Consider the following 25,378-nt stretch of genomic DNA (forward strand, 5'->3'; position numbering starts at 1 on the left):
GTGTCATTACCAGGTCGCGGTATTCGGCAAGTCCAGCGTGCCACGGTCCACAAAGCGCATCGTGCCGAACAGCCCGCCCGCCAGTTTGCCCCGCAGCACGTAGGGCAGGTTGTTCAAGCTCTGGGTCTGGCTCAGGCCCAAGGTCTGGCGCAGTACGGAAAACGCCGAAACACTCACCGGCACCATCAGCACGCTCTCGGAAAAACGCGGGATGCTGCCGCGCTGGTCACTCACCCCCGATGCCAGCGGCCGACCATTGACCTCCAGATCCAGGGCCACGCCGTTGTAGTCGATCGCCGTTTCATTGGGGTTCTGCACCCGCAGTTTCACGGCGAAGCGCACTTCCAGGTCCTGGCTTTGCAGCGGCTCGATGCCCACCACATTGATATTCACCGGGTCGCGGTTGGGGAACAGCGCACAGGCGCTCAAGCTCAGCAGTAGCAGCCATAGAACCATGAGCCTGCGCATGCAAAGGGTGCTCCTATCTCGTGACGTCCGGGTCCTGCATCACTTTGAGGGTAGAGGACTCCGGATCAAATTCATCTTCTTCCAGCTCTATGAACGCTTCCGGCAGGAAAATGTTCAGCAGGATTGCACAGAACGCGCCCACGGTGATCGGCGATTCGAAGATGTTGTGCAGCGCCTTGGGCAGGTCGCGCAACACTTCCGGCACGGCGGCCACGCCCAGGCCCATGCCCAGGGAGATCGCCACGATCAGCACATTGCGGCGGTGCAGCCCGGCTTCGGCGAGGATCTTGATGCCGGCCACGGCGACGGTGCCGAACATGATCAGGGTCGCGCCGCCCAGCACCGGCTTGGGCATCAGTTGCAGCACCGCGCCGATCATCGGGAACAGCCCCAACAGCCCCAACAGCACCAGCAGGCCGGCAATGAAGTACGCCACGTAGCGGCTGGCCACGCCGGTCAACTGGATCACGCCGTTGTTCTGGGCGAACGTCACCATCGGCAGGCTGTTGAACGTCGCGGCCATTGCCGAGTTGAGGCCGTCGGCCAGCAGGCCCGACTTGATGCGCTTGATGTACAGCGGGCCCTTGACCGGCTGTTGGGAAATCATCGAGTTGGCCGTCAGGTCACCGGCTGCTTCCAGGGGCGAAATCAGGAAGATCACCGCCACCGGGATAAACGCCACCCAGTCGAACGAAAAACCGTACTTGAACGGCACCGGCACGCTGATCAGCGGCACCTGGGGCAATGCCGCCATATCGACGCGGCCCAGGTACCAGGCCACCACAAAGCCCAGGGCCAGGCCGATCACGATCGAACCCAGGCGCAGGAACGGGTTATTGAAGCGGTTGAGCACCACGATGGTCAGCAGCACCAGGGCCGCCAGGCCCATGTTGCTCGCCGCGCCCAGGTCGCTGGCGCCAAAGCCGCCGGCCATGTCGGTAACGGCCACCTTGATCAGCGACAGGCCCATCAGGGTAATGATGGTGCCGGTCACCACCGGGGTGATCAGTTTGCGCAGCTTGCCGATGAACTGGCTGAGCACCACTTCGATAAACGCCGCGAAAAAGCAGATGCCAAAGATCGTCGAGAGGATCTCATCGGTGCCGCCGCCCCGGGCCTTGACCATGAACCCCGCGCTGAGAATCACGCTGATAAACGAGAAACTGGTGCCTTGCAGGCACAGCAGCCCTGAGCCGATAGGGCCGAACGTGCGCGCCTGGACAAAGGTGCCGAGCCCCGACACAAACAGCGCCATGCTCACCAGATAGGGCACTTCGCTTTCCAGGCCGAGCACACCACCGACGATCAGCGTCGGGGTGATGATGCCGACAAAACTGGCCAGCACGTGCTGCAGCGCGGCAAATATCGCCGCACTGAAATGCGGGCGGTCCTCCAGGCCGTAGATCAGGTCGGATTTATAGCGGGGGCGGGGGGCTTGAGCGTCAGACAAAATGAGGGCTCGGGTCAGAAAATGGAGGCGCAGGATGCCAGAAACGGCCCAGCGTCAGAAGTGTAAAAAAATATTTATAAAGACCCTGCATAAAACCCCGATTCCTGCCGATACTGCTTATAGGCCCATCTATCAAAAACAACAGTGATGGCCGGTGTCAGGCAGTGCGTTGACGCTGGCTGATCGTTTCGTGGCATGGACGCGCGCCGCCACTCTATTTCGAGATCGCCCTTATGTCGCTCCGTCACCTGAATATCGCCCCTCGCGCTTCCCTCGGTTTCGCCTTCATCGCCCTGTTAGTGGTGGTGTTGGGCGGGTTTGCGGCCAACCGCATGACGTTGATCCGCCAGGCCTCGGTGGACATGAGCAGCAACCAGCTGCCCAGCGTGACGTACCTGGCCCAGATGACGGAGAACGTCCTGCGCATGCGTATCCTGTCATTTCGAGTGCTGGTCAACCGCGAGCCAGCCGGCCTGCAGGAAGCCGAAACCCGCATCGGCGTGCTGGTCGACAAGGTCAAGACGGCCCAGGCCGGCTACGCGGCATTACCCGCCGGTACGGAGGAAGCGGCGTTGTACAAGACGTTTGTCAGCACCCTGGATAACTACTTCAAGGCCCAGGCGGACATGCTGGCGCTGTCCAAGCAAGGCGACGTCGAGCAGATGCGCACCCTGATCAATACCCGGATCAAGGAAGGCACCGATCAGATGGGCGAGCAGTTGAACAAGCTGATTGCGATCAATGCCGCCAACGCCAAGCAAGCCAGCGATGCGGCAGGGCACAGTTACACCAGTGCCATCACCGGGATTATCGTGGTTTCGGTCAGCGCTGCACTGCTCACGGTGCTGCTGGCCTGGCTGCTGACCCGCAGCATTGTCACGCCGTTGCGCAAAGCGGTTCAGGTGGCTGAAACCATCGCCGGTGGCAACCTGACCAGCGTCGTTGAAGATAATGGCAACGATGAACCCGCGCGTCTGATCAGCGCCTTGTCGACCATGCAAACCAACCTGCGCCAGACCATCCAGCATATCGCCGGCTCGGCCACGCAGCTGGCCTCGGCGGCGACGGAGTTGAGCGCCGTGACCGAGGAAGCATCCCGGGGCCTGCAGCAACAGAACAATGAAATCGACCAGGCCGCTACGGCGGTCAACGAGATGACCGCGGCGGTGGAAGAAGTGGCGCGCAATGCGGTGTCCACCTCCGAGGCCTCCAACCAGTCCAACCAGGCCGCGCGGTCGGGTCGCGACCGGGTGATGGAAACCGTCGGCGCGATCCAGACCATGACCCAGGACGTCCAAAACACTGCCGCGATGATCGAAGGCCTGGCCACCCAGGGCCGTGACATCGGCAAAGTACTGGACGTGATCCGCGCGATTGCCGAACAGACCAACCTGCTGGCGCTCAACGCTGCCATCGAAGCGGCCCGCGCCGGTGAAGCCGGACGCGGCTTTGCGGTGGTCGCGGATGAGGTGCGGGCCCTGGCCCATCGCACGGCGCAGTCGACCCAGGAAATCGAGAAGATGGTCGCCGGCATCCAGAACGGTACCGGTGAAGCGGTGCAGTCGATGCAACAGAGCAACCAGCGCACCCAGGACACCCTGGAAATGGCCCGCGCCGCCGGCGTGGCCCTGGAGCAGATCACCCAGTCCATCAGCCTGATCAACGAACGCAATCTGGTGATCGCCAGCGCGTCGGAAGAACAGGCCCAGGTCTCCCGCGAAGTGGACCGCAACCTGGTCAACATCCGCGACCTGGCGACCCAGTCGGCGGCGGGGGCCAACCAGACCAGCGCGGCCAGCCACGAGCTGTCGCGTCTGGCGGTGGATTTGAATGGGATGGTGGCGAGGTTCGTTATCTGACCCACTTTTTGCAATGCAATCAAATGTGGGAGGGGGCAAGCCCCCTCCCACATGTGTTCTGTGTGGTGTCAGAAGCTATTGCTTCCAGGCCCCTGGGTTCACCAGATTCTTGGGTTTTTCACCCGCCAACGCCTGCAACAGATTATCCACCGCACACTTGGCCATCGCCTCCCGCGTCTCATGGGTCGCCGAGCCGATATGCGGCGTCGCCACCACGTTGTTCAGACGCAGCAACGGTGAGCCGTGATCAAGCGGTTCCTTTTCGAACACGTCCAACCCCGCCGCCCGAATCGTACGTTGCTGCAAGGCCTCGACCAACGCCGCCTCGTCCACCACCTTGCCCCGCGAGATATTGATAAAGATCGTCTCCGGACCCATCAGAGCAAACTGCTCGGCGCCGATCAGCTTTTCGGTTTCAGCCGTGAGCGGCAAGGTCAGGCAGACAAAATCGGCCTGTTGCAGCAAGTCGTCGAGGCTGCGGTACTGCGCGCCAAAGCGCTGTTCCACCGCCGGCTTGGGCGAATGGCTGTGGTAGATCACCGGCATGCCAAAACCGAAATGCCCGCGCTGGGCCAAGGCTTCGCCAATGCGGCCCATGCCGATGATGCCCAGGGTCTTGCCATGCACGTCGCTGCCGAAGTGTGACGGGCCGATATTCTTGTTCCACTGGCCGGCGCGCACCATGTCGGCCAGCTCCACCACACGCCGGGCAGTGGCCAGGATCAGCGCGAAGCCGGTGTCGGCGGTGGTTTCGGTGAGCACGTCCGGGGTGTTGCTGAGCAGGATGCCGCGCCGGGTCAGGTAGTCGATAGCGTAGTTGTCGACCCCCACGGATACGCTGGCCACGGCCTCCAGTTGCGGTGCGAGGTCGAGCAACCCGGCATCCAGGCGCAGGCTGGCACCCAGCAGGCCGTGGGCGGTAGGCAGTGCATCGCGCAGCTTGGCCAGGCCGGTCTCGTCCAGTGCGTCGATCAGGGTGACGTCGCACTGTTCATGCAGGCGCGCCATCAACGGTGCGGAGAGCTTCTTGTACAGAACCACAGACTTTTTCATGGGGTTTTCACCTTCAATTCGAGGGTCGAGATGGGCGCGCGTTCACGGTCACTGGCGCCGGGCTTGAGGAAAATCGTCAGCACCACCGACAGCATCAGCGCGCCGCTCATCAGCAGGTACGAGGCGCCGGGCGAGCCGGTGCTGCTATTGAGGTAACCCACCAGGTAGGAGCCGCCGAACGAGCCGAGGGCGCCCATGCTGTTGATCAGCGCCATGGCGCCACCGGCGACGTTGGCGGGGAGGATTTCCGGGACGATGGCAAAAAACGGCCCGTACGGCGCATACATGCAGGCTCCGGCAATGACCAGCAGGGTGTAGGACCACCAGAAATGTTCGGCGCCCAAGGCGTAGGAAGCGTAGAACGCGATGGAGGCAATCAGCAGCGGCGGCCACACGAAGCGCTTGCGTTTTTGCAGTTTGTCCGAGCCCCACGACACCGCCAGCATGGCGATCACGGCGGCGAGATAGGGCAGGGCCGAGAGCCAGCCGGCTTCGACCATGTCCATCTGCAGGCCTTTCTTGAGGATTGACGGCAGCCACAAGACGAAGCCGTACACGCCGATGCTCCAGCAGAAAAACTGCAGCGCCAGGATGATCACCTTGGGCGAGCGGAACGCTTCGGCGTAATTTTTCACCGCCTTGATGCCGACCTGTTCGGCGGCCAGCGCGCTTTCCAGGTCTTTTTTGTGCTGCTCGCTCAGCCACTTGGCGTCTGCGGGTTTTTCATCCGCCAGCTTCCACCAGATAAATGCCCACAGCACCGCCGGCAGGCCTTCGATGATAAACATCCAGCGCCAGCTGAAATGCTGCACCAGGTAGCCGGACACCACCGACATCCACAGCATGGTCACCGGGTTGCCGAGGATCAGGAAGGTATTGGCCCGCGAGCGCTCGGCACGGGTGAACCAGTGGCACAGGTACACCAGCATGGCCGGCATCACGGCGGCCTCGACCACGCCGAGCATGAAGCGAATGACGATCAGCATGTAGGCGTTGGACACCACGCCGGTCAGGGTGGCCAACCCGCCCCAGAGGATCAGGCTGACGAAAATCAGCTTCTTGACGCTGCGCTTTTGCGCGTAGATCGCACCCGGCACCTGGAAGAAGAAGTAGCCAAGGAAAAACAGTGCCCCCAGCAATGACGACATGCCGGGGGTGATCATCAGGTCCTCGGCCATCCCGGAGGCGGCGGCAAAGCCATAGTTGGCGCGGTCCAGGTAGGCCAGGCTGTAGGTGATAAAGACGATGGGCATGATGTACCACCAACGGCGGGTGGCGAGTTTCACGGTGTCCATAAGGTTGCTCCTGAGCTTGTTGTAGTTGTGGCAACAGGGTGTGGGTCAAGCGACGGATCGGGTGGGTAATTCAGAGCGGGTGGGCAAGCCTTCCATATCGCCGCGACTTTGCACGGCGCGGCTGCCGATCCAGTTACCGCGCTGCACCGCCTCGGGGAAGCTGAGGTTTTCCAGCAGGGCGCTGATCATGCCCACCGCAAAGCCGTCGCCGGCGCCAACGGTGTCCACCACCTTGTCCACGCGCACGGCGGCGACAAAGCCCTGGTCCAGTTGGGTGCGGAAGTAGGCGCCGTCCGGGCCGAGCTTGATCGCCACGGCTTCGGCGCCCTGGTCGAGGTAGAACGCGGCGATATCCGCCGGGTCGTCGAAACCGGTGAGCAGACGGCCTTCGCCCAGGCCCGGCAGGACCCAGTCGGCGAGACCGGCGAGGGCGTTGATTTCGCGGATCATCTGTTCCTGGCTGGCCCATAGCGAGGGGCGCAGGTTCGGGTCGAACGACACGCTGCGCCCGGCGTTGCGCATCTGGGTCATCAATTCGCGGGACAGCTCGCGGGTGGCCTCGGACAAGGCCGGCGGAATGCCGGTGGCATGCAGATGGCGGGCCTGCAACAGCGCCGGGCTGATGGCCGCAGTGGACAAATGGCTGGCGGCCGAACCCTTGCGGAAGTACTCCACCTGCGGGTCATCGCCGGCTTCTTCGCGGGACTTGAGTTGAAAGCCGGTGGGGTGCAACGGGTCGACCGCCACGTGCCGGCAATCCAGGCCTTCTTTTTTCAGCGTGTCGACCACAAAACGCCCGAGGGAATCATTGCCCACCCGGCTCAGCCAGGCGACGTTGAAACCCAGGCGCGACAGGCCGATGGCAACATTGCTGTCGGCGCCGGCAATGCGTTTGTGAAACTGCGCCACCTGGGCCAGGTCGCCGGTCTGCTCGGCGACAAACATCGCCATGGTTTCGCCAAACGAGAGGATATCGATCTCAGACATGGGCATTCTCCCCACGGGGTTGGCCAAGGAGGGCGAGGGCAGCCACCTGTTGCGCGGTGACGTCAACCAGGTCATCGCCCTGCAACGGGAATTCCACCGCCCGTGTAATGCCTTGAGTCATGTGCGTGAGCAGTTGTTCCCACAGATGCAGGTCGGTGGCGCCGGGCGGCAGCGCCACCAGCTTGCCGTCCGCGCGACGGGCCACGGCCTTGCAGTGCAGGTAGTCGACGTGCCGGCCGAGCAGGCGGGCGGCGGTCAGGGCGGATTGGTCCTGCCATTGCCAGTTGCCGATATCGAAGGTCATCTTTACCGGCAGCCCCAGGCGTTCAACCTCGGTGAAGAAGCGCTGCATCGGCTCGATGCGCCCGCCGTGCAGGGTCTGGTCGTTTTCCACCAAGAGCTTGACCGGATGGCGGGCGAGCAGGGCGTGCAGGCTCTCCAGGTCGTTGGTGTCGGTGAAATAACCGAGGGAGACTTTCAGCCAGCGCGCACCAAAGGCCTGGGCACGGTCCAGGGTCGCGTTGAGGTCGGCATTCGGCTGGGCGCGGCCGGCCACCCACAATTCCAGGGGCGATGAGAACACACACTCCAGGCCTTGCTCGGCGGCAGCCTGGGCCAGTTGTGCAGGTTGCTCGCTGGTCAGCAGTTCTTCGCGCCACTCGATGCGCCGGGCACCGGCGGCGGCCAGCAATTCGACAAAACTCAATTGGCCTTGCTGGCGGACCAGGTCGGCGCCGTAGCTGGAAAGGCTGATGGAAACGGGGTATTTGTGCATTGTTGTTTACCTCTGAAACCGGTTTCATTTTTTCACGTTGTGAAGGTTGAATCGACTCTGCTACGTGTAAGGACGCTGGGTCGAACCTCGAATGATCAACTGGGGCAAAAAGTCCAGGGTGCGGGTCGGTTCGGTGTCACCGCGCAAGCGCTTGAGCAGGCAGTCGAACGCACTGGCGCCAATCGCTTCGGTGGGTTGGGCGAGGGCGGTGATGCCGTTGCCCACCAGCGGGTACCAGTCCAGGTCATCCAGGGCGATCAGCCCCACGTCGTCGAACAGCTTGCAGTCCAGCGCCTTGAGCGCATGGGTGCAGGCCAGTGTGGCGACGCCGTTGGCACAGAACACCGCCTTGGGGCCGGGTTTGGCAAGAAAGCCTTGCAGGCGTTGTTCCAGCCCGTCATCGAGCGCCAGCACCGCGCCGGTCAGCGCCGGGCGCCGGGCGATTTCGCCCTTGAAGCTGTCCAGGCGTTCCTGCCGTGAACTGGTGCCATCGCAGGCTTCGCTCACCAGCAATACATCGCGGTAACCCTGCTGTTCCAGGTGTTCCACCGCCATGCCCACCGCCGCCGGGTTATCCAGCCCCACCAGGTCGCTGTGCAGCGGCTCGACCTTGCGGTCCACCAGCACCAGGGGCATTTCCCGTTGCAGTTCCAGCAACTGGTCGAGGTGATGGCCGAGGGTGTTCACGATCAGCCCTTCGATGTTGTACGAGCGTAGCGCCGCCAAATGCTGGCGTTCCTGCTCGTCATCGCGGTCGGTGTTGCACACCACCAGGCTGTAGCCGTGCCGGCGGCAGGCGGTTTCGACGCCGTGCATCACGGCAATGGAATAGGGGTTGCGGATATCGGCCACCAGCATGCCGATCAGGCGCGTACGGCCACGTTTCAACCCGCGGGCCATCTGGTTGGGGCGGTAGCCGAGCTGTTCGATGGCCTGTTCGATGCGCAGGGCGATGGCATCGGAGAGCAGGTCGCGGTCGTCGCCGATAAAGCGCGACACGCTGGCCTTGGAGACGCCGGCGTGCTGGGCGACGTCGAGCATGGTCACGCGGCTGCGCTGGGCGGCAGAAAAGTTGTTCACGGTCATCGACCTTCTATTTTTATTGGAATGACTGAAACCGGTTTCAGGAAACCACTAAAATAGGAAAGTCGTCAAGAAGCTGTAGGACAAAGATAGATGATCGGTGTGTTCAGACGATCATGCCCAACCACGTCGCCGCCAACAACAGCAGGGCCATGCTTCGGTTGACACGCTGCATGGCCTTGGGCGAACGAAACACCCGCGCAGACCCCACCCCTAACAGCGCCCAGGTGCCCAGGCAGGGCATCGATATCAGGAAAAACACCAGGGACAGGTACACCACCTGGCTTTGGTGCTGCTCGCCCTTACCGGCAAATACGCTGACCACCGCCAACGCCATCATCCACGTCTTGGGGTTGATCAATTGCAGGCTGGCCGCGCCGATCAGACCCAGGGGCTTTTGGCCTGTATCCGCTTCGATGACCTGGGGCGGTGCACGGAAGATCTGCCAGGCCAGGTAACTCAACCAGGCGACGCCGGCCCACTGCATGGCGCTTTGCACCTTGGGCAGGTGTATCAGCGACTGGCCAAACCCGGCCCCCACCAGAAGCACGAGCCCGGCCGCCCCGGTGCAGGCTCCGAGGATGATTGGCAGGGCGGCCTTGAGCCCGTAGCGGGCGCTGTTGCTCAGCACCAGGATGTTAGTGGGGCCGGGTGTGATGGAGGCGACGAAGGCGAACAGCATGAACGGCAGCAAGGTGGATAGCATGGCGGGGGACTCCGGTAAACCAATCGATGGAGTCGATCTTCACAAGCCGGCGCCTTACCTGTCTGGAAGATTTGAGCAGCGCTTGCGGTACGCGGCGGGCGTGAGGCCGTAGGCGCGGATGAACCAGCGGCCCATGTGGCTCTGGTCGGCGAAGCCCAGGGCAATCGCCACGTCTGCCGGTTGTTCGCCCTTGGCCAGTAAATGCCGGGCGCGGGCCAGGCGCAGTTGCACCAGGTAGGCGTGGGGCGGCAGGCCGAAGGCGCTCTTGAAGGCGCGGGTCAGGCGAAAGCGGTCGACGCCGCACGCCAAGGCCAGTTCATCCATGCCCACGTCTTGCTGCAGGTGGGCATGCAGGTAGTCCCGCGCTTTGTGGGCCACCAGTGGTAAGCGCGGGTCTTCACGGTAGCGGGTGCGCCATTGGAGTTGCGCGGTAAGGCACTCCAGCAATTGGTCCATGGCGCGCTGGCGCACGATGCGCAGTTCGCCGCTGTGCAGGGTCTGGAACGCACGGCTGGTGGCCAGCGCCAGGCGCGGGTCGCTGGTCAAGGTGCTGGTAAACCCCAGTTGACTGTTGAGGGGTGCCTCTTCGAACACCACACTCACTTCCCGCGCCAGCCACTGCGGGTCGAGGTACAGCATGTGGTAGGTAAAGCCGTCCGCCGTGGGGGCGTCGCCGTCATGCAACTCGCCAGGTTCCACCAGGAACACCTGGCCGGGTACGCTGTTGTGGCGGGTGCGGCGGCAGTTGAACTGCTGCACCCCTTGTTCGGTGACGCCGACCAGGTAGCTGTCATGCCAGTGGGGGTCATAGGCGTGACCCTCGAAATGCGCGCGCAGGGTCTCGATGCCGGTGTCGGCGTCCTGGGACAAGTCGATCCAATTGTGCGCGGCCATAAAACACCAGCATGCATGTGTAAGGGTATTAGCGCCTGCCGGCTCCCTGGCGTCTAGAAGGTTTGTGCAGTCTAGCCGAACAGCCCGGCGGCGATGTTGATCGAGAACCCCAGGATCGCCGTATTGAACAGAAAGCCGATCAGCGATTGCCCCAGCACCACCTTGCGCATGCCGCGGGTGGCGACGCCGACGTCAGAGGTTTGCACCGCCACGCCGATGGTGAAGGAGAAATACAGGAAGTCCCAGTAGTTCGGCGTCAACAGCCCTTCGGCAAACCGCAACGCCGGCTCCTTGCCATTCCAGGTGTAATACAGGCGGGCGTAATGCACGCTGAAAATCACCCCGATCAACAGCCATGAACCGATCACCGTCAACCCGGTAAATCCGTAGTGCAGCAGGCGCTCGGAAGTGGCCAGGTCTTTGCTGCCCACCAGTTCGAAGGTGATGGTGGCGAGGCTCGCGATGGCGGCGATGCACACGGTGAACAGCACCAGCCCGGCGTTCTCGTCCTCGATTTCGGCGATGCGCTTCACATCGTCGGCCCTGGCACGGCTGGTCAGCCACAGCATCAGCACCAGGTACGTCCAGACTCCGGCGTTCCAGCCGATGAGGATTTTGCTGGCGAGGGTGTCGGCCGGCGCCAGGATGCCGACGGCAAGGCCGAGCACAGCGGCGGCGGAGAGGCGCGGGTGGGTACGGGCTAGAAAGGGCATGGCAGCTCACAGATGGTTACCTGTGAGCACCTTAGCGCATTTTTGTTGTGGCAAGCGGGCTCGCCACCGTTACAGTCTCCCCCAAAAAGCCTCAGCGCTTTTTGCGCACCAGCTTCATGACCACCACAAAGAACACCGGCACAAACACCACCGCCAGGGTCGCGGTGATCATCCCGCCGATTACCCCGGTACCAATCGCCTGCTGGCTCGCCGAACTGGCACCGGTGGCAATCGCCAGCGGCACCACGCCGAGGATAAACGCCAGCGAGGTCATGATGATCGGGCGCAACCGGAGTCGTGCGGCTTTCAGGGTGGCGTCGATCAGGTCTTCGCCCTGGTCATACAGGTCCTTGGCGAACTCGATGATCAGGATCGCGTTCTTCGCCGACAAGCCGATGATGGTGATCAGGCCGACCTTGAAAAACACATCGTTGGGCATGCCCCGCAAGGTCACCGCCAGCACCGCGCCGAGCACGCCCAGCGGCACCACCAGCAACACCGACGTCGGGATCGACCAGCTTTCATACAGAGCCGCCAGGCACAGGAACACGATCAGCAGCGACAGGCCCAACAGGATTGGGGCCTGGGAGCCGGACAAACGTTCCTGCAACGACAACCCCGTCCACTCCTGGCCCAGGCCTGCCGGCAGTTGGCTGACCAGGCGCTGGATTTCTTCCATCGCCTCGCCGGTGCTATGCCCCGGTGCTGCCTCGCCGGAAATGGCGATGGCGGGGTAGCCGTTATACCGCGTCAGTTGCGCCGGGCCCTGGGTCCATTTGGCTTCGACAAACGCCGACAGCGGTACCATCTTTCCATCCTTGTTGCGCACGTGGATCTTCATCAAATCCGCCACCTGGCTGCGCTGGTCACCTTCGGCCTGCACCACCACGCGCTGCATGCGGCCCTGGTTGGGGAAGTCGTTGATATAGGCCGAACCGATGGCCGAAGACAGCACATTGCCCACATCGGCAAACGAGACGCCCAGCGCGTTGGCCTGCTTGCGATCGACTTCCAGCTGCACTTGCGGCGCCTCGGCCAGGGCACTTTCGCGCACGTTGGTCAGGATCGGGCTTTTTCCGGCGGCGTCGAGCAATTCGGTACGTGCCGCCATCAACGCCGCATGGCCAACACCGCCACGGTCCTGCAAGCGGAACTCGAAACCGCTGGAGGTGCCCAGGCCGTCCACCGGGGGCGGCAGGATCGCATAGGCAATCGCGTCCTTGAGTTCGCTGAAGGCCATGTTGGCGCGGTCGGCAATCGAGGCGGCGGAGTCATCGATGCCGCGTTCCGACCAATCCTTGAGCGTGGTAAACGCCAACGCCGCGTTTTGCCCGGAACCGGAGAAGCTGAAGCCCATGATCATGGTGGTGTCACCCACCCCTGGCTCCCCGGCGTTATGCGCCTCGATCTGTTCGGCCACCTGCACCGTGCGGTTCTTGCTCGCGCCGGGCGGCAGCTGGATGTCGGTGATGGTGTAGCCCTGGTCTTCCACCGGCAGGAACGAGGAGGGCAGGCGGCTGAACATCAGCCCCAGGCCCACCAGCAGCACCAGGTAGATCAGCAGGTAACGGCCGCTGCGCTTGAGGGCATAGGCCACCCAACCTTCGTAGCGCTCGCTGAGTTGCTCGAAGCGCTTGTTGAACCAGCCGAAGAACCCGCCCTTGGCATGGTGCTCGCCCTTGGCAATCGGCTTGAGCAGCGTGGCGCACAGGGCTGGGGTCAAGGTCAGGGCGAGGAAGGCCGAGAACAGGATCGAGGTGGCCATCGACAGCGAGAACTGCTGGTAGATCACCCCCACCGAGCCGGCCATGAACGCCATCGGCAGGAACACCGCGACCAGCACCAGGGTAATGCCGACGATGGCGCCCGTGATCTGCCCCATGGCTTTCTTCGTCGCGTCCTTGGGCGACAGCCCCTCGGTGACCATGATCCGTTCGACGTTCTCCACCACCACGATGGCGTCATCCACCAGGATGCCGATGGCCAGCACCATGCCGAACATGGTCAGCACGTTGATCGAGAAGCCCAGCAACAGCATGGTGGCGAAGGTGCCCATCAGCGCGATCGGCACCACCAGCGTCGGGATCAGGGTGTAGCGCACGTTCTGCAGGAACAGGAACATCACCGCAAACACCAGCGCCATCGCTTCGAGCAGGGTATAGACCACCTTGGTGATCGAGACCTTGACGAACGGCGAGGTGTCGTACGGGATCTTGTATTCCACATTGGCCGGGAAATAGCGCGACAGCTCGTCCATCTTCGCCCGCACCAGGGTCGCGGTGTTCAGCGCATTGGCCCCTGGCGCCAGTTGCACGCTGACGGCGGTGGACGGCTTGCCGTTCAGGCGCGTGGAAAACTGGTATTCCTGACTGCCCACTTCTACCCGCGCCACATCGCCGATGCGCACGGTGGAGCCGTCCGGGTTGGCCTTGAGCACGATATCGGCGAATTCCGCCGGCGTGGACAGCTGGCCCTTGACCAGGATCGCGGCGGTGATTTCCTGGGTCCTGGTACCCGGCAGATCGCCGATGCTACCAGCCGAGACCTGGGCGTTCTGTGCGCTGATCGCGGCATTCACGTCGGCCGGCGTGAGGTTGAAGCCGATCAGTTTCTGCGGGTCGATCCAGATGCGCATGGCGCGTTCGGCACCATACAGCTGGGCCTTGCCGACCCCGTCCAGGCGCTTGAGCTCGTTCATCACGTTGCGCGCCAGGTAATCGCTGAGCGCCACGTCGTCGAGCTTGCCGTCGTTGGAGGTGAGGGTCACCAGCAGCAGGAACCCGGCGGAGACTTTCTCCACCTGCAAACCCTGCTGGGTCACGGCCTGGGGCAGGCGCGGCTCCACCGCCTTGAGGCGGTTTTGCACATCGACCTGGGCCATTTCCGGGTTGGTGCCGGGCTGGAACGTGGCGGTAATCGTTGCCGAGCCCAGGCTGCTCTGGGATTCGAAATACAGCAGGTGATCGGCGCCGTTGAGCTCCTGCTCGATCAGGCTGACCACGCTTTCATCCAGGGTCTGGGCCGAGGCGCCCGGGTACACCGCGTAGATTTCCACCTTCGGCGGCGCGACGTTGGGGTACTGGGCCACCGGCAACTGCGGGATGGCCAGCAAGCCGGCCAGCAGGATAAACAGGGCGACCACCCAGGCGAAGATCGGGCGGTCAATAAAGAACTGCGGCATTGTCAAAGATCCTTATTGGCCGGAAGCCTGGGCAACGGGTGTGGGGCTGTCATCGACCTCGACTTTTTCACCGGGGCGCGCGTGTTGCAGGCCTTCGACGACGATACGGTCGCCGGGCTTGAGGCCATGGCTGACCACCCAGCGGTCAGCGATCACCGCACCCAGTTCCACCGGCGGCTGGCTGACGGTCTGCTCGGCGTCGAGCAGCAGCACCATGGGGATGCCGGCGCTGTCGCGGGTGATGGCGCGTTGCGGCACGCTGATGCCCTGTTTGTCGACGGCCTGCTCCAGGCGGACCCGCACGAAGCTGCCAGGCAACAGGTCGAGGTCCGGGTTGGGGAACTCGCTGCGCAGGATGATCTGCCCGGTGCCCGGGTCGACGCTGATCTCGGCGAACAGCAACTTGCCCGGCAACGGGTAGAGGCTGCCATCGTCCTGGATCAACGTGGCCTTGGCCTGGTCCTGGCCGACCTGCTTCAAGCTGCCGGCGCGGAAGGCGCGGCGCAGGTCGTTGAGCTCGCGGGTGGACTGGGTGAGGTCGGCGTGGATCGGGTCCAGTTGCTGGATGATCGCCAGGGGCGTGGCTTCGTTCTGGCCTACCAGTGCCCCTTCGGTCACCAGGGCGCGGCCGATGCGCCCGGAAATCGGCGCGGTCACGGTGGCATAGCCCAGGTTCAACCTGGCGCGCTCGACGGCGGCCTTGTTGGCGGCGACTTCGGCGTTGGTCTGGCGCAGGTTGGCGCGGGCGTTGTCGTAGTCCTGGCCGCTGATGGCATTGCCTTCCACCAGTTGGCTGTAGCGCTGCTCCTGCAGGCGCGCCTGGAACGCATTGGCCTCGGCCTTGCTCAGGTTGGCCTGGGCGCTGTCCAGGTCAGCCTTGAACGGTGCCGGATCGATGCGAAACAACACGTCGCCCTGTTTGACGTCATGGCCTTCCTTGAACACCCGTTGCATCACCACCCCGGCCACCCGTGCGCGCACTTCGGCGATGCGCGGCGCGGCGATGCGTCCGCTCAATTCGCTGGTGATGGAGAGGGGCTTGGCCTCAAGGGTTTCGATGCGCACTTTGGCCAGGGGCATTTGCGGCGCTTCGTCGGCCGATTGGTCACAGGCGCTCAGGGCCAGCGTCAGGGCCAACAGGCAAAATGGCGCAAACAGATTCTTCGACATGCTCTTATCCCAATATTGACTGGCGCATCCTAAAGGCACCTGCGCCGTGGTGCTGTGAAGCTGTGTAGGTCGTCTGTGAAGAAATGTAAGGTGCGGCGCGCGGGGCGCCGAGGGCGTATATCCTTGCACAATCCTGCAACACACCAACAAACCGCATTATTTGGAAACACCATGCCCAACATCCTCCTGGTGGAAGACGACGCCGCACTCTCCGAGCTGATTGCCAGCTACCTGGAACGCAACGGCTACCACGTCAGTGTGCTCAGCCGTGGCGACCACGTCCGCGAGCGCGCGCGCCTCAACCCGCCGGACCTGGTGATCCTCGACCTGATGCTGCCCGGCCTCGACGGCCTGCAAGTGTGCCGCCTGCTGCGCGCCGACTCGGCGGGCCTGCCGATCCTGATGCTCACCGCCCGCGACGACAGCCACGACCAGGTGCTGGGCCTGGAAATGGGCGCCGACGATTACGTGACCAAACCCTGCGAGCCGCGTGTGCTGCTGGCGCGGGTGCGCACCTTGCTGCGGCGCAGCAGTCTGTCCGAGCCCCAGGTGGCCAATGACCAGATCCTGATGGGCAACCTGTGCATCGACCTGTCGGAGCGCACCGTGACCTGGCGCGAGCAGGCGGTGGAGTTGTCCAGCGGCGAATACAACCTGCTGGTGGTGCTGGCCCGGCATGCCGGCGAAGTGCTCAGCCGCGACCAGATCCTGCAACGCCTGCGCGGTATCGAGTTCAACGGCACCGACCGTTCGGTGGACGTGGCCATTTCCAAGCTGCGGCGCAAGTTCGACGACCACGCCGGTGAAGCGCGCAAGATCAAGACCGTGTGGGGCAAGGGCTACCTGTTCAGCCGTTCCGAGTGGGAATGCTGACCGATGTTTCGTGTACTGCTACGTCTCTACCTGATCACCATCATCACCTACAGCGCGGCGATCTTCCTGATTCCCAAGCTGGTGATCCAACTGTTCGAGCACCGCTACCTGGACTACAACGTCGAGCAGTCCCGGGGCATGCAGAAGCTGATCGTCAAGCAGTACCTGCGCGCGCCGGTGGAGCGCTGGTCCCAGGTGACCGAGCAACTGGGCAGTGACTTCGCGCCCCTCAAAGTGCAATTGCTGTTGCGCCAGGACGCGAGCTACACCACGCAGGAAGCCAAACTGCTGGAGCAGGGCAACCCCGTGATTCACCTGGGGGAGTTTGGCTGGATGGAGGACATCAGCTCGCCGCTCAACGAGCAGTTCGTGGTCAAGCTGACCATTCCGCCAGACCCGCTGGACATGAACCTGTTGTACTGGTCGATGAACGTGCTGATCGGTGCGGCGTTACTGGCCTGCCTGCTGTTCTGGCTGCGCCCGCACTGGCGCGATCTCGAACGCCTGAAAAGCACCGCCACGCAACTGGGCAAGGGCAACCTGGCCGAGCGCACACACATTCCGCCCAGCTCCAATATCGGCAGCCTGGCGTCGGTGTTCGACACCATGGCCGACGACATCGAACACCTGCTCAACCAGCAACGCGATCTGCTCAACGCGGTCTCCCATGAACTGCGCACACCGCTCACACGCCTGGATTTCGGCCTGGCCCTGGCGTTGTCGGAGGACTTGCCGGAGGCCAGTCGCGAGCGCCTGCATGGCCTGGTTGCGCATATTCGCGAGCTGGATGAATTGGTGCTGGAGTTGCTGTCCTACAGTCGCCTGCAAAACCCGACGCAATTGCCCGAGCGTGTGGAGGTGGTGCTCGATGAATTTATCGACAGCGTACTGGGCAGCGTCGATGACGAGCTGGAAAACCCCGAGATCGTCATCGATGTGGCACTCGACTGCGCTGTGGAACGCTTCAGCCTCGACCCGCGCCTCACCGCCCGTGCCCTGCAGAACCTGCTGCGCAATGCCACGCGTTACTGCGACAAGCGCATTCAGGTGGGCGTCAAGGTCTGCGCCAAAGGCTGTGAAATCTGGGTGGATGACGATGGCATCGGCATTCCGCTGGACCAGCGCGAGCGTATCTTCGAGCCTTTTTACCGCCTCGACCGCAGCCGCGACCGCGCCACCGGTGGCTTTGGCCTGGGCCTGGCCATCAGCCGGCGAGCCCTCGAGGCCCAAGGCGGCACCCTGAGCGCACTGGCCTCGCCGTTGGGCGGCGCACGGTTCCGGGTGTGGTTGCCCACGGCTGCCGATTAGAAAATCTCCCGGGGAAGGCGCACACTGTGCCCCCGCTTTACCCGAGGAGAGATTGGCAATGACTGGTGTCCACGCGTCTGCTCAACAAGGTTTCTCTACCCAGGCCGCCACCTACGCCCAGGGCCGGCCGAATTATCCCAGGCAACTCACGGGCTGGCTCACGGATGTTCTCGGCGTCGATGGGCACTCACGGGTGATCGACCTGGGCGCCGGCACCGGCAAGTTCACGCGCCTGCTCAGCACCCTGGCACCGACGTTGATCGCCGTCGAACCGGTGCAGGCCATGGGTGCGCAGTTGACCCGGCTGTTGCCGGACGTGCGCCTGGTCAACGGCACCGCCGAAGCCATCCCCCTGGAAACCGCCAGCGCCGACGCCGTGGTCTGCGCGCAAGCCTTTCACTGGTTCTCCACCCAGGCCGCGCTGGCGGAAATCCACCGCGTGCTCAAGCCCGAAGGGCGCCTCGGGCTGGTGTGGAATGTGCGCGATGAGTCGGTGGACTGGGTGGCGGCGATCACTGCGATCATTACGCCCTATGAGGGTGACACCCCGCGTTTTCACTCCGGACGCTGGCGTGAAGCCTTCGACGGCAAGTACTTTTCCGACCCCGAAATGACCTGTTTCCCCTATAGCCACGTCGGCAGCCCCCAGGAAGTGATCATGGATCGCTTCCTCTCCGTGAGCTTTATTGCTGCGTTGCCCGAGGCTGAAAAAGCCCTTGTGAGCGAGCAGTTGCGTGGCTTGATCGCCAGCCATCCGGCCCTGAAGGGCCGCGACACGGTGGCGTTTCCTTATCAGACCCAGGCGTATGTCTGTCGTCGACTGCCATAAAAGGCATAAAGTCAGATCATATTGATATAAGTCGTTATAAGAAAAATCGCTATCCTGCGGCCAGAAATTTATAAGGCCGCGGGTAGCGTTGATGGAAGTGGGTAACTTTGGTTTTGTAATTGCGGGCCTGATCGTTGGTTTTATCGTCGGCATGACCGGTGTAGGCGGGGGCTCGCTGATGACCCCAATCCTGTTGTGGTTCGGCATCAACCCGGCCACGGCCGTAGGCACTGACCTGCTGTACGCGGCCATCACCAAATCCGGTGGCGTGCTGGTCCACAGCAAGAACAAGAACATCGACTGGACCATCACCGGCTGGCTCACCCTGGGCAGCGTGCCTGCGGTGTTGCTGACCCTGTGGTTCCTCGCCAGCCTGCACACCGACCCCAGCGCCATGAACGCAGTGATCAAGCAGGCCCTCGGCGTGGTGCTGCTGCTCACCGCCCTGGCGATCCTGTTCAAGCAACGCCTGCTGGCGTTCGCCCAGCGCCATGCGGGCGATCACTACCATATGAACCCGCGCAACCTGAATGCCCTGACCGTGGTGACCGGGGCGGTGCTGGGGACCATGGTAGCGCTCACCTCCATCGGCGCCGGCGCCCTCGGCACGGTCGCGTTGTTTATCCTCTATCCGTTCCTGGCCACGCGCCGCCTGGTCGGCACCGAGATCGCCCACGCCGTGCCCCTGACCCTGGTGGCGGGCCTGGGCCATGCCGGCATGGGCAATATGGACTGGCACCTGCTGGGCTTTCTGTTGATGGGGTCGCTGCCGGGCATTTACTTCGGCAGCCACATGACCGGCAAAGTCCCGGACGGCGTATTGCGCCCGTGCCTGGCGATCATGTTGATGACCATCGGCTACAAATTGGCCTTTTGAACCCGCCCAGCCTCAGGCTTTCGCCGGGCCATTGCCGATCTGCCACACAAACGGCGGCTCGGTGCCATTGATCACCCAGTCCCCCACGATCCGCGCCTTGTAGATCACCGGGTTGTGCGACGACACGGTCCGCGCATTGCGCCAATGGCGGTCGAGGGACTTGCCCTGGCGCACATCCGACGCCCCCAGGGCGTTGAACAACTCACTGGTGGCGCGCTGGATCAGCTCCGACACCACCACTTGCGCGGTGGCTGACTCGATTTCGGCCGCGACGTTGGCTTCGCGCTCGGCGACTTCATCCCCACCGAACCGTGCCAGGTACGCCCGTTGTGCTGGCACCGCAGCCTTCAACGCGCTGGCTTCGGCGGCGTAGACCAACGCGGCGACTTCGCCCACCACCTGCTGGATCTGGGCATCCTGGCTGACGTGCTGGGCATTGCCATGGCTGTAGATGCGCTTGCGGCTGCGCACCTGGTGGGCCACATCGCGCAACGCGGCACGGCCGATACCGGCGAGGCTGGCCAGCAGGACAAGTTGGTAGAACGCGGTCTGGTATTTGAAGCGGGTCGCAAAGTCGATGACGTTTTCCGCCTCCACCACCGCATCGGTAAAGCGCGAGGTGCCGCTGCCGGTAGTGCGCTGGCCAAAGCCGTCCCAGTCATCGCTGTGTTCCACGCCGGGTTGGCGTGCGCGGGTGGCGGCGATCACATCGCCGCCGGTGTCGCTGCGCTGGGCGTACACGTCGATCCAGTCGGAGAAAATACTGCCGGTGCTGTAGAACTTTTCACCGTTGAGTTTCCACCGATCGCCGTCCGGGCTGACCTTGGTGACAACGTCGCCGATGGCCACGGTGCCGATTTCGGTCCAGGCGCAGCCGACGATGTCGCCGTCGACAAAGCGCTTGAACCACAGGTCGCGGCCGGCACTGGGCGGCGCATTCAGGCGGTCTTCGGCAAAGGCGAAATGCCCGCGCAGGGCCTGGGGCACGTTGGAGTCGGCCTCGGCCAGTTCGATCAGCAGTTCGAACAACTGCGGCAGCGACGCACCGCCACCGCCATATTCCACCGGCACCCGCACCGCGCCGAAGCCGGCCTCCTTGAGCCACTGGATCGGCTCGTGGGGCAGGGCGCGGGTTTGTTCGCGTTCCACCGCGCCAGCGGCGATGCGCTGGAAAATCGGACGAAAGCGTGCCGCCAGCGTGGGGTAGTCGACGCCGACAGACAGCGGGTTGATAACGTGGTGTTCGGTCATGAGCAAGGCTCCGGGGCAGTGATCGGTGCTGGGAGTGATTGCACACTCCGTGCCGGGTGCCAGGCCCAATGTTTACGGGGGGATGCACGCTGTTTACTGTTGCTCCAGCAACAGCAAACCGACAAAGCGTTGCAATCCCTGACATTGGCATTCCAAGCTTCCCAGCCCCGAATTCGTGTCGCAACCCTTGTGGCATGGGCGTTTGCCCGCGCCTGGCACGCTTGCTGCTCAACCCCTCAGTACATTCCTTAGTGCGAGGTACCGTTCGATGAGTCAGCAAGCCGTGAAATTTGCCTATTGGGTGCCCAACGTCAGCGGTGGGCTTGTGGTCAGCAAGATCGAACAACGCACCCACTGGGGCATCGACTACAACCGCAAACTGGCGCAACTGGCCGAGGAAGCCGGCTTCGAATACGGCCTGACCCAGATCCGCTTCACCGCCGGCTACGGCGCCGAGAACCAGCATGAGTCCGTGGCGTTCAGTCATGCCTTGCTGGCCGCGACCACCACGCTCAAGGTCATCGCCGCGATCCTGCCCGGCCCGTGGCAGCCGGCGCTGGCGGCCAAGCAACTGGCGACCATCGACCAGCTCACCAATGGCCGCATTGCGGTGAACATCGTCAGTGGCTGGTTCAAGGGCGAGTTCCAGGCCATCGGCGAACACTGGCTGGAGCATGACGAGCGTTATCGCCGTTCGGAGGAATTCATCCGCGCCCTCAAAGGCATCTGGACCCAGGACGACTTTACCTTCAAGGGCGACTTCTACCGCTTCAACAACTACACCCTCAAACCCAAGCCCCTGGGCCAGCCGGAAGTGTTCCAGGGCGGCAGCTCGCGGGCCGCGCGAGACATGGCGGCCCGCGTGTCGGACTGGTACTTCACCAACGGCAACACCCCGGAAGGCATCAAGGCCCAGGTCGATGACATTCGCGCCAAGGCCGCCGCCAACAACCATTCGGTCAAGGTCGGCGTGAATGCGTTCATCATCGCCCGCGACACCGAGGAAGAAGCCCGCGCCGTGCTCGCAGAGATCATCGACAAGGCCGACCCGGAAGCCGTGAATGCCTTTGGCGACGCCGCCAGGCAGGCCGGCAAGGCATCACCCGAAGGCGAGGGCAACTGGGCCAAGTCCAGCTTTGAAGACCTGGTGCAGTACAACGATGGCTTCAAGACCAACCTGATCGGCACCCCGCAGCAGATTGCCGAGCGCATCGTCGCGCTCAAGGCGGTGGGGGTAGACCTGGTGCTGGCGGGCTTCCTGCACTTCCAGGAAGAAGTGGAGTACTTCGGTAAGCGCGTGTTGCCGCTGGTGCGCGAGCTGGAAGCCAAGGCCGGGATCAAGCAGGTGGCCTGACCAGGGTTTTTTCCAGGCGCAGGGCCGAGGTGTGGTCTGCGTAGTAGCCGTTGACCACGGCGAAGCGCCGGTAGCCATTGCGTTCATACAGTGCCAGTGCGCCGGGGTTGTCGGTGCGCACCTCCAGGCGCAGGTGGGTGCAACCGTGCGTCACCGCGCAGGCCTCGACATGGCTGAGCAGTTGCCTGCCCAGCCCGAGGCCGCGCGCGCGGGCGGCAACGGCAATGGAGTACAGGCGCGCCAACCGGCTGCCCCGACGGAACAGCACCAGCGCATAACCGAGCAACTGCCCATCCTGTTCCGCCACCCGCAACTGGCCGTGGGCGCGGCTGATCATCCAGTGAAAACTGCGCGATGAGAGCCGGTCGCTGCTGAAACACTGGTGTTCCAATGCGACTAATGCCGGTATATCACCGGGTAATGCAACGCGAGAGAAAAGAGCCATATAACCGCCGTAAAAGTTGCGTAACGAAACGGGACTTCCCTGAAAGATCGTGCTTAATAGAAAAGGTCGAGTTCTCTAAAGCGGATCAAATATTATGTCGGCGGTACAAGGTCATTGGCGTGAAGTATCCGAGCAAATCGTCGCGGCGACAATAACATCGAAGGGCTTTTTTTTGGCGCCGCCTCGAAGTAACAGTCAAGTGGTGATCATTGTTGAACGCAAGGAAGATTGGGCCTCCTACTTTCCCAGCGAAGACATCGTCACCGCCCAGGAGTACCTGGAGCAAACCCGTCAGAACGAATCAGGCAAGCGGGTGCAGGTGATCAACCTGTGCCGCAGCTACAAGTACCTGGGGCACGGCTACTACTGCTCTTTGCTGGCCGAAGCGCGCGGACACAAGGTGATTCCTTCGGTGCGCACCATCAGTGAGCTGACCAGGAAGTCGCTGTACGGCCTGGCGCTGGACGACTTGGATAAAACCCTTGATAAAGCCTTGAGTCATCACCTCTACAGTAATACCGAAGGGTTTACCCTGACACTTTACTTCGGCAGGACCACTATAGAACCGTTGCAGGAATTGGCCCGCCAGTTGTTTGAAACATTCCCATGTCCGATCTTGTTAGTTGAGTTCAGAAAACATAACGGTTGGCATATCGTAGGGGTCAAGTCCGGCGTATTGCACAAGTTACGCGACGATCAGGAAGATCAATTCGCCCACGCCCTCGATAACTTCAGCCGCAGGATCTGGCGCCAACCCCGTTCACGGCGCCTGGCCCGTTATGACCTGGCGATCCTCCATGATCCCCAGGAGCAATTGCCGCCGTCCAATGCCAAGGCTTTGGATAACTTCATCCGCGTCGGCAAGGGCCTGGGCATCGATGTGGAACTGATCGAGCGCAAGGACTACGCGCGCCTGGCCGAATACGACGCCTTGCTGATCCGCGAGACCACCAGTGTCGACAACCATACCTACCGCTTCGCGAAGAAAGCCGAAAGCGAAGGCCTGGTGGTGATGGACGACCCGGCGTCGATCCTGCGTTGTACCAACAAGGTCTACCTTACCGACCTGCTCAACAGCCATCAGTTAGGTATGCCTGCCACCGAGATTCTCTACAAGGAACGACCGCAGGACTTCGAACGGGTCGGCGAGCGCCTCGGGTTTCCGCTGGTGTTGAAGATTCCCGATGGATGCTTCTCCCGTGGCGTGATCAAGGTCGAAAGCCAGGCAGCCTTGCTCAAGGCTACCGCCGAGTTGTTCGAGCATTCGGTGCTGCTGCTGGCCCAGGAATTCTTCTACACCGAGTACGACTGGCGCATCGGCGTACTCAACCGCAAGCCGATCTTTGCCTGCCAGTACTTCATGTCCAAGGGCCATTGGCAGATCTATAACCACAAGGCCATCGGCCAGGCCATCAACGGCGAATGCCGCACCCTGGCCGTGCATGAAGCGCCCAGGGCGGTGGTGGAACTGGCGGTGAAGACCGCCAACCTGATCGGCGACGGCCTCTACGGTGTGGACCTCAAGCAGTCCGGCGACAAGGTGGTGGTGATCGAGGTCAACGACAACCCCAACCTCGATGCCGGCATCGAAGATGCCTACTTGCAGGACGACCTGTACAGCCTGGTGCTGGAAGAGTTCGTGCGGCGCCTGGAGTTGAAACGCCAGGGCCAGGTCTGGTGAGGTTCAAGGCAGTATCTATGGCGGTGGGTGAATCAAGGGCGGGTTTGCAAGGTCAGCACTTCAAAGCCATCCGCCGTCACCGCCACCGTATGCTCCCACTGCGCCGATAGGCTGTTGTCCTTGGTCACCACCGTCCAGCCGTCTTTCAGGCTGCGCACCTTGGCGCCGCCTTGGTTGAGCATCGGTTCGATGGTGAACACCATGCCTTCACGCAGTTCCAGCCCGGTGCCAGGGCGGCCGAAGTGGAGGATCTGCGGTTCTTCATGCATCTGCTTGCCGATGCCGTGGCCGCAGTATTCACGCACTACGCTGTAGCCGTTGGCCTGTGCATGGCTTTGGATCGCATGGCCGATATCCCCCAGGCGGGCGCCGGGCTTGACCTGGCGGATCCCGGCCCACATCGCCTCGAAGGTCATGTCCACCAGGCGCCGCGCCTTGGGCGCGACGGTGCCGATCATGTACATCTTGCTGGAGTCGGCGATAAAACCGCCTTTTTCCAGGGTGATGTCGATGTTGACGATGTCGCCGTCCTTGAGGATTTCCTTGGCGCTGGGCATGCCATGGCACACCACCTCGTTGATCGAGGTGTTGATGGAGAAGGGGTAGTCGTATTGCCCGAGGCTGGCGGGGCGGGCTTTCAATTCGTTGCGGATAAAGGCTTCGACGGCGCTGTCCAGTTCCAGGGTGGAACGGCCGGCGGCGACAAATCCGTCGAGCATGTCGAATACCTGGGCCAGCAGGCGTCCGGATTCACGCATTACAGCCAGTTGGGCGGTGGTCTTGATCATTGGCTGCGCCCCCGGATCAGGTCGGGCTTGTCCAGCAGCAGTTTGTTGATCAAGTCGTGGTAGGGCAGGCTGGGGTTCAACTCGGCGAGCAGGCCGACCTTGATCCAGAATTCGGCCTGGGCGTTGATGGAACGGTCCATGGCCGCACTGGCCAGGCGCAGTTGTTCGTGCAGTTGGTCGCTGATCTTGACGATGCCCATGAGGTTCACTGTAGTGGTTGGACATACGAATCGTATATGTTTCGTATGTCGTCAGTAAACATGATGTTGACTTGATCCGGATGGCCGGTTAATTTCCAGGCATGACCTATCCAGCCTTCCGCAGCCAGCCAAGCATTA

22 protein-coding genes and 1 pseudogene are annotated in these 25,378 nt (G+C 62.7%); 7 read left to right on the forward strand and 16 right to left on the reverse strand.

Translation table 11 applies throughout. The features are described from left to right. Nucleotides 1-6: 6 nt before the first annotated feature. Together BB029_RS25290 and BB029_RS25295 are read right to left on the reverse strand one after the other, a co-directional pair. The gene (locus tag BB029_RS25290; RefSeq protein ID WP_065941246.1) at nt 7-468 is read right to left on the reverse strand and encodes an LEA type 2 family protein; all 462 of its coding nucleotides are present in this window, start codon (nt 466-468) and stop codon (nt 7-9) included. A gap of 13 nt (nt 469-481) precedes the next feature. Next, a complete protein-coding gene (locus tag BB029_RS25295) occupies nt 482-1,918 on the reverse strand; it encodes a nucleobase:cation symporter-2 family protein (RefSeq protein WP_065941247.1) in 1,437 nt (478 codons plus the stop codon). 233 nt (nt 1,919-2,151) lie between these two features. Here BB029_RS25295 and BB029_RS25300 point away from each other — a divergent pair, with 233 nt between their 5' ends. Then, nucleotides 2,152-3,777 (forward strand): methyl-accepting chemotaxis protein, encoded by a 1,626-nt coding sequence (locus BB029_RS25300; RefSeq protein ID WP_065941248.1) that lies wholly within the window; start codon nt 2,152-2,154, stop codon nt 3,775-3,777. 75 nt (nt 3,778-3,852) lie between these two features. On the opposite strand, the gene BB029_RS25305 is transcribed toward BB029_RS25300, so the two are convergent. The 10 genes from BB029_RS25305 to BB029_RS25350 all read right to left on the reverse strand — a co-directional run bounded on the left by BB029_RS25305 (nt 3,853) and on the right by BB029_RS25350 (nt 15,634). After that, nucleotides 3,853-4,830: a D-glycerate dehydrogenase gene (locus BB029_RS25305; protein ID WP_065941249.1), complete on the reverse strand. Its 978-nt coding sequence runs from the start codon at nt 4,828-4,830 to the stop codon at nt 3,853-3,855. Next, complete coding sequence (locus BB029_RS25310) at nt 4,827-6,125, reverse strand: MFS transporter (RefSeq protein ID WP_027606432.1); 1,299 nt, start codon at nt 6,123-6,125, stop codon at nt 4,827-4,829. The genes BB029_RS25305 and BB029_RS25310 overlap by 4 nt, the downstream gene beginning before the upstream one ends. Nucleotides 6,126-6,170: 45 nt before the next feature. Continuing rightward, nucleotides 6,171-7,112, reverse strand: coding sequence for a sugar kinase (locus BB029_RS25315; protein ID WP_065941250.1), 942 nt, complete (start codon nt 7,110-7,112; stop codon nt 6,171-6,173). Further along, a complete protein-coding gene (locus BB029_RS25320; RefSeq protein WP_065941251.1) occupies nt 7,105-7,887 on the reverse strand; it encodes a sugar phosphate isomerase/epimerase in 783 nt (260 codons plus the stop codon). The genes BB029_RS25315 and BB029_RS25320 overlap by 8 nt, the downstream gene beginning before the upstream one ends. A 60-nt stretch (nt 7,888-7,947) precedes the next feature. Continuing rightward, the gene (locus tag BB029_RS25325) at nt 7,948-8,967 is read right to left on the reverse strand and encodes a LacI family DNA-binding transcriptional regulator (protein WP_141696585.1); all 1,020 of its coding nucleotides are present in this window, start codon (nt 8,965-8,967) and stop codon (nt 7,948-7,950) included. 109 nt (nt 8,968-9,076) lie between these two features. Then, complete coding sequence (locus tag BB029_RS25330; protein ID WP_065941253.1) at nt 9,077-9,676, reverse strand: LysE family translocator; 600 nt, start codon at nt 9,674-9,676, stop codon at nt 9,077-9,079. Nucleotides 9,677-9,730: 54 nt separating this feature from the next. Further along, complete coding sequence (locus BB029_RS25335) at nt 9,731-10,570, reverse strand: AraC family transcriptional regulator (RefSeq protein WP_065941254.1); 840 nt, start codon at nt 10,568-10,570, stop codon at nt 9,731-9,733. A 71-nt stretch (nt 10,571-10,641) separates the two neighbouring features. After that, nucleotides 10,642-11,283, reverse strand: coding sequence for a DUF1345 domain-containing protein (locus tag BB029_RS25340; RefSeq protein WP_053135146.1), 642 nt, complete (start codon nt 11,281-11,283; stop codon nt 10,642-10,644). Nucleotides 11,284-11,374: 91 nt separating this feature from the next. Then, nucleotides 11,375-14,464 carry an efflux RND transporter permease subunit gene (locus BB029_RS25345; protein WP_065941255.1) on the reverse strand — a complete coding sequence of 1,030 codons (3,090 nt, stop codon included), beginning with the start codon at nt 14,462-14,464 and terminating at the stop codon, nt 11,375-11,377. A gap of 12 nt (nt 14,465-14,476) precedes the next feature. Beyond that, nucleotides 14,477-15,634 carry an efflux RND transporter periplasmic adaptor subunit gene (locus BB029_RS25350; RefSeq protein WP_065941256.1) on the reverse strand — a complete coding sequence of 386 codons (1,158 nt, stop codon included), beginning with the start codon at nt 15,632-15,634 and terminating at the stop codon, nt 14,477-14,479. 171 nt (nt 15,635-15,805) lie between these two features. On the opposite strand from BB029_RS25350, the gene BB029_RS25355 reads away from it, so the two are divergent. From BB029_RS25355 to BB029_RS25370, 4 genes are all read left to right on the forward strand, one after another. Further along, on the forward strand, nt 15,806-16,507 hold the full coding sequence (locus tag BB029_RS25355; RefSeq protein ID WP_065906561.1) for a response regulator transcription factor: 702 nt from the start codon (nt 15,806-15,808) through the stop codon (nt 16,505-16,507). A gap of 3 nt (nt 16,508-16,510) precedes the next feature. Then, the gene (locus BB029_RS25360; protein ID WP_065941257.1) at nt 16,511-17,815 is read left to right on the forward strand and encodes an ATP-binding protein; all 1,305 of its coding nucleotides are present in this window, start codon (nt 16,511-16,513) and stop codon (nt 17,813-17,815) included. Between the two features lie 58 nt (nt 17,816-17,873). Further along, nucleotides 17,874-18,644: a class I SAM-dependent methyltransferase gene (locus tag BB029_RS25365; protein WP_065941258.1), complete on the forward strand. Its 771-nt coding sequence runs from the start codon at nt 17,874-17,876 to the stop codon at nt 18,642-18,644. Nucleotides 18,645-18,735: 91 nt separating this feature from the next. Next, a complete protein-coding gene (locus tag BB029_RS25370; protein ID WP_027606416.1) occupies nt 18,736-19,521 on the forward strand; it encodes a sulfite exporter TauE/SafE family protein in 786 nt (261 codons plus the stop codon). A 12-nt stretch (nt 19,522-19,533) separates the two neighbouring features. On the opposite strand, the gene BB029_RS25375 is transcribed toward BB029_RS25370, so the two are convergent. Beyond that, a complete protein-coding gene (locus BB029_RS25375) occupies nt 19,534-20,772 on the reverse strand; it encodes an acyl-CoA dehydrogenase family protein (protein WP_065941259.1) in 1,239 nt (412 codons plus the stop codon). A gap of 268 nt (nt 20,773-21,040) precedes the next feature. On the opposite strand from BB029_RS25375, the gene sfnG reads away from it, so the two are divergent. After that, a complete protein-coding gene (sfnG, locus tag BB029_RS25380; protein ID WP_065941260.1) occupies nt 21,041-22,126 on the forward strand; it encodes a dimethylsulfone monooxygenase SfnG in 1,086 nt (361 codons plus the stop codon). Here sfnG and BB029_RS25385 read toward each other — a convergent pair. After that, nucleotides 22,122-22,571, reverse strand: a pseudogene (locus BB029_RS25385) (GNAT family N-acetyltransferase); the annotation flags it as partial. The gene sfnG and the pseudogene BB029_RS25385 sit on opposite strands and share 5 nt — an antisense overlap. 94 nt (nt 22,572-22,665) lie before the next feature. On the opposite strand from BB029_RS25385, the gene BB029_RS25390 reads away from it, so the two are divergent. Further along, a complete protein-coding gene (locus tag BB029_RS25390; protein ID WP_065941262.1) occupies nt 22,666-24,252 on the forward strand; it encodes a RimK family protein in 1,587 nt (528 codons plus the stop codon). Nucleotides 24,253-24,284: 32 nt separating this feature from the next. Here the strand turns inward: BB029_RS25390 and map are convergent, their stop codons facing one another. Together map and BB029_RS25400 are read right to left on the reverse strand one after the other, a co-directional pair. Further along, nucleotides 24,285-25,040, reverse strand: a complete 756-nt coding sequence (gene map / locus BB029_RS25395) for a type I methionyl aminopeptidase (RefSeq protein ID WP_065941263.1) — start codon at nt 25,038-25,040, stop codon at nt 24,285-24,287. Beyond that, nucleotides 25,037-25,240: a ParD-like family protein gene (locus BB029_RS25400; protein ID WP_065941264.1), complete on the reverse strand. Its 204-nt coding sequence runs from the start codon at nt 25,238-25,240 to the stop codon at nt 25,037-25,039. The genes map and BB029_RS25400 overlap by 4 nt, the downstream gene beginning before the upstream one ends. Nucleotides 25,241-25,378 lie beyond the last annotated feature (138 nt).

Source organism: Pseudomonas sp. S3E12 (assembly GCF_001702295.1).
GTDB classification, from domain to species: Bacteria; Pseudomonadota; Gammaproteobacteria; order Pseudomonadales; family Pseudomonadaceae; genus Aquipseudomonas; species Aquipseudomonas marginalis.

Bases quoted from the DNA above. Each gene is read 5' to 3' on its own strand.
- sfnG (WP_065941260.1), top strand. From the start codon at position 21,041: ATGAGTCAGCAAGCCGTGAAATTTGCCTATTGGGTGCCCAACGTCAGC.
- BB029_RS25315 (WP_065941250.1), bottom strand. From the start codon at position 7,112: ATGTCTGAGATCGATATCCTCTCGTTTGGCGAAACCATGGCGATGTTT.
- BB029_RS25360 (WP_065941257.1), top strand. From the start codon at position 16,511: ATGTTTCGTGTACTGCTACGTCTCTACCTGATCACCATCATCACCTAC.
- BB029_RS25390 (WP_065941262.1), top strand. From the start codon at position 22,666: ATGTCGGCGGTACAAGGTCATTGGCGTGAAGTATCCGAGCAAATCGTC.
- BB029_RS25310 (WP_027606432.1), bottom strand. From the start codon at position 6,125: ATGGACACCGTGAAACTCGCCACCCGCCGTTGGTGGTACATCATGCCC.
- BB029_RS25320 (WP_065941251.1), bottom strand. From the start codon at position 7,887: ATGCACAAATACCCCGTTTCCATCAGCCTTTCCAGCTACGGCGCCGAC.
- BB029_RS25370 (WP_027606416.1), top strand. From the start codon at position 18,736: ATGGAAGTGGGTAACTTTGGTTTTGTAATTGCGGGCCTGATCGTTGGT.
- BB029_RS25350 (WP_065941256.1), bottom strand. From the start codon at position 15,634: ATGTCGAAGAATCTGTTTGCGCCATTTTGCCTGTTGGCCCTGACGCTG.
- BB029_RS25375 (WP_065941259.1), bottom strand. From the start codon at position 20,772: ATGACCGAACACCACGTTATCAACCCGCTGTCTGTCGGCGTCGACTAC.
- BB029_RS25335 (WP_065941254.1), bottom strand. From the start codon at position 10,570: ATGGCCGCGCACAATTGGATCGACTTGTCCCAGGACGCCGACACCGGC.
- BB029_RS25400 (WP_065941264.1), bottom strand. From the start codon at position 25,240: ATGGGCATCGTCAAGATCAGCGACCAACTGCACGAACAACTGCGCCTG.
- map (WP_065941263.1), bottom strand. From the start codon at position 25,040: ATGATCAAGACCACCGCCCAACTGGCTGTAATGCGTGAATCCGGACGC.
- BB029_RS25340 (WP_053135146.1), bottom strand. From the start codon at position 11,283: ATGCCCTTTCTAGCCCGTACCCACCCGCGCCTCTCCGCCGCCGCTGTG.
- BB029_RS25355 (WP_065906561.1), top strand. From the start codon at position 15,806: ATGCCCAACATCCTCCTGGTGGAAGACGACGCCGCACTCTCCGAGCTG.
- BB029_RS25290 (WP_065941246.1), bottom strand. From the start codon at position 468: ATGCGCAGGCTCATGGTTCTATGGCTGCTACTGCTGAGCTTGAGCGCC.
- BB029_RS25345 (WP_065941255.1), bottom strand. From the start codon at position 14,464: ATGCCGCAGTTCTTTATTGACCGCCCGATCTTCGCCTGGGTGGTCGCC.
- BB029_RS25330 (WP_065941253.1), bottom strand. From the start codon at position 9,676: ATGCTATCCACCTTGCTGCCGTTCATGCTGTTCGCCTTCGTCGCCTCC.
- BB029_RS25365 (WP_065941258.1), top strand. From the start codon at position 17,874: ATGACTGGTGTCCACGCGTCTGCTCAACAAGGTTTCTCTACCCAGGCC.
- BB029_RS25305 (WP_065941249.1), bottom strand. From the start codon at position 4,830: ATGAAAAAGTCTGTGGTTCTGTACAAGAAGCTCTCCGCACCGTTGATG.
- BB029_RS25300 (WP_065941248.1), top strand. From the start codon at position 2,152: ATGTCGCTCCGTCACCTGAATATCGCCCCTCGCGCTTCCCTCGGTTTC.